Origin of the sequence: Asaia sp. SF2.1, assembly GCF_000505765.1 — a bacterium.
Taxonomy (GTDB): Bacteria; Pseudomonadota; Alphaproteobacteria; order Acetobacterales; family Acetobacteraceae; genus Asaia; species Asaia bogorensis.
In genome coordinates this window covers 157,602-164,141 of sequence record NZ_AYXS01000001.1, presented here as the reverse complement: position 1 = coordinate 164,141, position 6,540 = coordinate 157,602, and the positions used below count along the sequence as shown (strand labels likewise).

The following is a 6,540-nucleotide window of genomic DNA, read 5'->3' as shown; positions in this document are numbered from 1 at the left end:
CGCCTGTGGCTCGGCCTTCTATGCTGGTCTTGTCGCCCGCTACTGGCTTGAGGCCGAGGCGCGACTTCCGGTCGATATCGATGTGGCCTCCGAACTGCGCTACCGCAATCCGCCCCTGACCCCACGTGGTATGGCGCTGATGATTTCCCAGTCTGGCGAGACCGCCGATACGCTTGCTGCCTTACGCAGCCTCCGTGAACGCGAGCAGCACATCGTCTCGATCCTCAATGTTGAGGGCAGCACGATGGGCCGCGAGAGCGACGTGGTTCTTGGCATGGTTGCAGGACCCGAAATCTCGGTCGCGAGCACCAAGGCCTTTACCGCGCAGCTCGCGGTGCTTGCCGTACTCACGATTGCCATTGCGCGGGCCCGTGAGACAATGTCGGAGAAGCGTGCGGGCGACTTGCTGGCCCATTTGCTCGACCTTCCTTCGCGTGCGTCAGAAGTGTTTTCCCGGGCGAGTGATATCCAGGCCATGGCGGCCTCGGTGGCTGAGGCGCGCGATGTGCTCTATCTCGGGCGTGGGATCTGTTTCCCGGTCGCTCTGGAAGGGGCGCTGAAGCTCAAGGAGATTTCCTACATTCACGCCGAGGCGTATGCCGCGGGCGAGATGAAGCATGGACCGATCTCCCTTATCGACAAGGATGTGCCGATTGTGGTGATCGCGCCCTCGACGATCCTGTTCGACAAGACGCTCTCCAATATCCAGGAGGCCAAGGCCCGCGGTGGCCGTATCATGGCCTTTACGGATGAAAAGGGGGCTCAGCGCCTGAGCGGTATCGCCGAGCATATGGTGATCCTGCCGGAGGTCGATCCCTTTGTGGCACCGATCCTCTACACAATCCCTGTGCAGATGCTGGCCTATGAGGTGGCGTTGCGCCGCGGGACAGATGTGGACCAGCCGCGCAACCTCGCCAAATCCGTCACTGTGGAGTAGGCTTGCCAAAAAAATAGCCTGAGCTGCAGCAAGGAGCGTTCGACATGACAGGACCGGGACCGAAGGTGCTGATCAAGGGGGCAGGGGTTGCCGGTCTGGTCACCGCTGTGACGCTGGCAGAACGCGGGGCGCAGGTCACGCTGCATGAAGCGGGCTCCCGTATCGGTTCAGGCGCGTCCTGGTTTGCGGGCGGCATGCTTGCCCCCTGGTGCGAGGCTGAGTCAGCGCCGGAAGAAGTGACACGCGACTCGCTCAGCTCGCTCGCCTGGTGGTCTGCCCATGTGCCGTCTGTTGTGCAACAGGGCAGCCTTGTTGTGGCCCCCCCTCGCGATCAGGTCGAACTTGCCCGGTTTGGCAGAAGAACCAGTCATTTCGAGACGATAGATGCCGAGCGTATCGGCCAGCTCGAACCCGATCTGTCGGGGCGTTTTGACCGTGCGCTCTTCTTTGCCGAGGAAGGGCACGTTGACCCCCGGATCGCTCTGAAGGGGTTGGAAGCGCGCCTTGTGGAGCTGGGCGGCCATTTCAGATTCGATGCGGATCCGATGGAAGAGACGTTCGACTGGGTGGTCGATTGTACAGGTATTGCAGCAAGGGAAAGTGATGCCGGATTGCGCGGGGTAAGGGGGGAGATGATTCTCGTCCGTTGCCCGGAAGTAACCCTTCACCGTCCAATCCGTATGCTCCATCCGCGCATACCCATCTATATCGTCCCGCGTGAAAACAAGGTCTTCATGGCGGGAGCGACGATGGTAGAGAGCGACGATAGGCGCGAGATTACAGTCCGCGCCATGAGCGAACTGCTCAATGCGCTTTACACGCTTCATCCGGCTTTTGCCGAGGCTGAGATCATTGAGGCCAATACAGGCATACGCCCTTCCTATGCCGATAATGTCCCAAGGGTGCATCGCGAAGGAAACAGGATTTCCCTGAATGGTATGTACCGTCATGGATTTCTGCTGTCCCCCGCCCGAGCTGCCGAAGTGGCTGCAATCGTGTTCCCCACGCCGGGTTGAGAGGTTTGCCCCGGCAGCTTAGGGTAGCCGGACCATGATCAGTAATGCCCCCAAGGCACCGAGAAACGAGCGCTTGCGCGAACCGGGCCGGGCATGAATACCAGATAGTGCAGGAGACTCACCATGATGATTCTGGTGAACGACGAAACGAAGATCATCAAGAACCACTCGCTTGCGGATGCCCTTATCGAGCTCGGTTATGGTGAGACAAAGGTTGCGACGGCGCTGGACGGGCAATTTGTTCCGCGATCCGCCCGTGCCTCACGTATTCTCAATGAGGGATGCCGGCTGGAAATTCTCGCTCCCATGCAGGGAGGCTGAGCCATGCTGGCCTACGGTACAGAGCTCAGCTCACCGCTCATGCTGGGAACGGCACTGTATGACAGCCCAGCCATTCTGGCTGAGTCCGTTCGGGCGGCGCAGCCTGGTGCAGTAACCGTATCGCTGCGACGTGAGTCTGCCGGCTTGCAGGCGGGGCAGGCCTTCTGGGAACTGGTCCGCAGCCTGAAGGTGCCCGTTCTGCCCAATACAGCAGGTTGCCACACGGTGCGCGAAGCTGTGACCACGGCCCAGATGGCGCGCGAGGTTTTCGATACGGACTGGATCAAGCTTGAGGTGATCGGCCAGGGTGATCTGCTTCAGCCGGATGTGTTCTCGCTGGTTGAGGCGGCGCGCATGCTGACGGAAGAGGGTTTCAAGGTCTTCCCTTACACCACCGAGGATCTGGTCGTGGCAGAGCGCCTGTTGCGGGCGGGTTGTGAATTGCTGATGCCTTGGGGTGCACCCATCGGGTCGGGCAGGGGGCTCAACAATCCCTTTGGGCTGCGTGCGCTGCGGGCGCATTTTCCTGATGTTCCGATGGTGATCGATGCTGGCATAGGCAGGCCTTCTCACGCCGTGATGGCGTTCGAGCTTGGATATGATGCGATCCTGATCAACACGGCAGTTGCCAAAGCGGGAAATCCTGTTGTCATGGCGGAGGCCTTCCGTCTGGCCTGTGACGTCGGATGTCTGTCCCGCAGGGCCGATCCAATGGACGAGCGTGACATGGCGGTTCCCTCAACACCAACTCTTGGCAAGGCGAGTTTCTGACCATGACGTCACGACTTCCATCCCCGATTTACCCGGTCGTGGATCATCCGCGCTGGGTCGAACGGCTGGGCGCAGCTGGCGCACGTTTCATTCAGCTCCGCCTGAAAGATCTGGATCCCGAGATCCTGCGAGCCCAGGTGATCGAGGCGCAGGAAGCGGCAACACGCCACAATGTCCGGCTTGTTCTTAACGATTACTGGCAACTCGCGATCGAACTTGGCATCGATTATATCCACATTGGGCAGGAAGATCTCGACACGGCCGATCTGGATCAGATCAGGGCTGCACGTATTGCCTTTGGCATCTCGACTCACTCGCATGAGGAACTGCAGCGTGCGCTTTCGGTCTCACCCGATTATGTAGCGCTCGGCCCCATATGGGAGACGAAACTCAAGAAAATGATATGGGGCCCGCAGGGGGTGGAGAAGTTGCGTGAATGGCGCAAGATCGTCGGCCCTGACATGCCGTTGGTTGCGATTGGTGGCATTACGCTTGAACGCGCTCCATCCTGCATCGATGCCGGTGCAGACAGTGTTGCGGCAGTGTCGGACTTCATTGCCTCGCCCGATCCTGAGGGACAGGTGAAGCACTGGCTTGAAGCCTGCCAGATCTGATCGAGGCGAAAGAGTTCCACACCGTGGTCCGGTAATATTTCCTTTATGTTCCGTGTGGTGCACTCGCGGAGTCGTGAAGTTTCGCGTATAGTGAGGGTGTTTATGCAGAAATGAGGGAGAACACCCACCCATGATGGTGACGGGACTGGCTGCCGTTATTCTGGCGCTGGCGCTTTTGATGGTTCTCATCAGCGCTGTGCAGCCTCTAGCCCGACGCTGGGAAGTGTCGGAGACGGTCCTGCTTGCCTTGGCGGGTATTGGTATAGGTGCCGCGGCAGATCTGTTGTTGCGCTCATCCTTGACCGAAATCTTCGATGGTGCGGCGGAGACGCTGCTCTATTTCCCGGTCAATAGTGAGGCGTTCCTTCTTATCTTTCTGCCGATCCTCGTGTTTCAGGGGGCGCTTGCGATCGACGTGCGACGTCTGGCGCATGAGACAGCGACCGTCCTGCTTCTGGCCGTCGTGGCGGTGCTGGTCTCGACCCTAACCATTGGCATGGCACTCTATCCCTTCGCCGGACAGACAATGGTGGTCTGTCTGTTGCTGGGGTCGATTGTCGCGACGACTGACCCCTCGGCAGTCGCCGGGATCTTTCGCGAGATCGGAGCGGCTTCGCGCCTCACCAGACTGGTTGAGGGCGAGGCCCTGCTCAATGATGCCGCGGCGATCGCCATTTTCTCGATCCTGCTTGCCTCGGTCACGTCTCACCGACATATCGAGCTTGGCGAGACAGTTATCGATTTCTTTGCGTCGTTCGGCGGCGCCATGATTGTCGGTGTCGCGGTTGGCCGCCTGACCCTGCTGATGATTGCAGGTCTAGGTGGATCGGCGGCAGCCGAGATCACGCTGACCCTGGCCTTGCCATATATCGTCTATATCCTGTGCGATGAGTTTCTTGGCTTTTCAGGCGTTGTGGCCACTGCAGCTTCCGGCCTGACAATGTCGGTTTACGGGCCTTCCACTTTCAGACCTCAGGTCTGGCGCTTCCTGAATGAATTATGGGTCCAGCTTGTGTTCTGGGCGGGCTCTCTGGTGTTCGTTCTGGCCTCAATGTTGGTGCCACGCCTGCTGATCGGCATGACGCGATGGGACTGCGTGTTGATCCTTATCGCGACGGTTGCCGGGTTGCTGGCGCGTGGGGCCGTGGTATTCGGCCTGCTGCCCATCCTTGCAGCCTTCAAGCTTTCGCCTCCCGTGCCTGCACCCTTTAAGACAACGATGGTCTGGGGCGGGTTGCGTGGTGCCATCACGCTGGCCCTGGCGCTGGCGGTGACTGAAAACCAGCGTGTATCCACCTCGACCGCTCATTTCATTGGCATCATCGCGACAGGGTTTGTGCTGATCACCCTTTTGGTAAACGGCACGACGCTGCGCTATCTCGTAATGTTCCTCAAGCTCGATCAGCTGCCTGCAATCGATCAGGCGATGCGCCATCAGGTGCTCAGTAGCGGTCTGGCACAGGTTGCCGAACGCACGCACAGCCTTGCTGACGAACTGGGTTTTGGGGCAGGGACACAGAAAACCATCATTGGTCAGATCGAGCGACGCGCCCAGGAAGAGAGCGAGGCCAATACCTTCGATACGGCTCTCGGTGATCGTCAGCGCGTGACGCTGGCACTGATCACCATCGCCAATCGCGAGCGTTCGCTTCTGCTTGACCTGTTCCGCATACGGGGCCTGTCGAGGCGCGTCATGGAGACGCTTCTGCGTTCTTCCGAGGCAATGGTCGATGGAGCCCGCCTGGAAGGCCGCTATGGTTATGTGAGAGCCCTGCGACGGCGGTTGCGCCCTACCATGCGGTTTCGTATGGCGCAGATGTTGCACCGGCGCTTTCACATCGACCAGCCGCTCATGCACTGCATGTCCGAGCGCTTTGAGATGCTGGTTATCGCGCATCTTGTCTCGCTGTCACTCATGCGCTTCATGCATCAGCGCCTTGAACCGACACTTGGTAACCGCATTGGCGAAATTGTTTCCGAGGTTCTCGGGCGTCAGCGCCGTATGCTCGACGATGCGCTGGAAATGATGCGCCTGCATTATCAGGGTTACTCGGAGGCGCTGGAAAGCCGCATTCTTCATCAGATCGCCTTGCGCCTCGAGGAAGAGGAGTATGACGAGCTTCTTTCTGACAACCTCGTCAGCGAGGAGCTGCATCGCGAACTGCTCAAGGATGTCGAAAAGCGCCAGGAGCGCCTCGAGAAGCCACTGCGCTTCAATCTCAAGAGCGGTATCGAGCAGAGATTGCGGTCGTTTCCGGCGTTTCGGGGCGTGCCGGACGGCGTTCTTCATGATCTCGCGATGAATATCTCGCTGCGTTTCGCTTCGCCTGGTGAGGTCCTGCTTAAGCGTAACGGCAAGATCAGAATGGTCTATGCTGTCGTAGCGGGACTGGCGGAAGTTCATATTGCCGAACAGGATGTGCAGTTTGGGGCAGGGGACCTGATTGGGGCTGCGCCATTGATCAACGAGACGTTCTCGAGGGGTACGGTGCGTACTCTGCAGTTCTGTCATCTGCTCGCCATACCGGCATCGTTGTTCCGTCGTCTCGTCGAGGATTATCCGATCGTGCGTCGAACAATTGACGAGCGTGCAGAAGCGCGGCTTGCAGACGGGCATCGCCTGTCGCTCGTGCTCGGTGGGGACAAAGAACCGTTCATCCCGGCGAGAGAACTTATCAAGGCGGAGAGGGATACCTCCAAGAGCTCCTGACCGGACTTCGCTTTTGTGCCGGGAACGACCCCGGTGCGAAGGTGGTCTATGTCGAGTGTTAATGCCGCGTTCAGTGGTCGCCAGCGTAGCGACTGAGATTTTGCAGGTCCAATCAGCGGCCATATAAGGTTGTGATCTGTGCGCGTCGGAGCAGCCCTTCTTCCCTACATA

At 59.2% G+C, this 6,540-nt stretch carries 6 protein-coding genes; all 6 read left to right on the top strand.

Going from position 1 to position 6,540, the window contains the following annotated elements:
• Positions 1 to 937 (top strand): isomerizing glutamine--fructose-6-phosphate transaminase (locus tag P792_RS38120; protein ID WP_035439205.1); only part of this gene is annotated, 937 nt, incomplete at its 5' end.
• Between the two features lie 44 nt (positions 938 to 981).
• The gene (gene thiO, locus P792_RS21430; protein ID WP_023977299.1) at positions 982 to 1,953 is read left to right on the top strand and encodes a glycine oxidase ThiO; all 972 of its coding nucleotides are present in this window, start codon (positions 982 to 984) and stop codon (positions 1,951 to 1,953) included.
• A 123-nt stretch (positions 1,954 to 2,076) separates the two neighbouring features.
• Positions 2,077 to 2,274 carry a sulfur carrier protein ThiS gene (gene thiS, locus P792_RS21425; RefSeq protein WP_023977298.1) on the top strand — a complete coding sequence of 66 codons (198 nt, stop codon included), beginning with the start codon at positions 2,077 to 2,079 and terminating at the stop codon, positions 2,272 to 2,274.
• Between the two features lie 3 nt (positions 2,275 to 2,277).
• Positions 2,278 to 3,045, top strand: a complete 768-nt coding sequence (locus tag P792_RS21420; protein ID WP_023977297.1) for a thiazole synthase — start codon at positions 2,278 to 2,280, stop codon at positions 3,043 to 3,045.
• Positions 3,046 to 3,047: 2 nt separating this feature from the next.
• Complete coding sequence (gene thiE / locus P792_RS21415; RefSeq protein WP_023977296.1) at positions 3,048 to 3,659, top strand: thiamine phosphate synthase; 612 nt, start codon at positions 3,048 to 3,050, stop codon at positions 3,657 to 3,659.
• Positions 3,660 to 3,789: 130 nt separating this feature from the next.
• Complete coding sequence (locus P792_RS21410) at positions 3,790 to 6,369, top strand: cation:proton antiporter (RefSeq protein WP_023977295.1); 2,580 nt, start codon at positions 3,790 to 3,792, stop codon at positions 6,367 to 6,369.
• Positions 6,370 to 6,540: the final 171 nt, after the last annotated feature.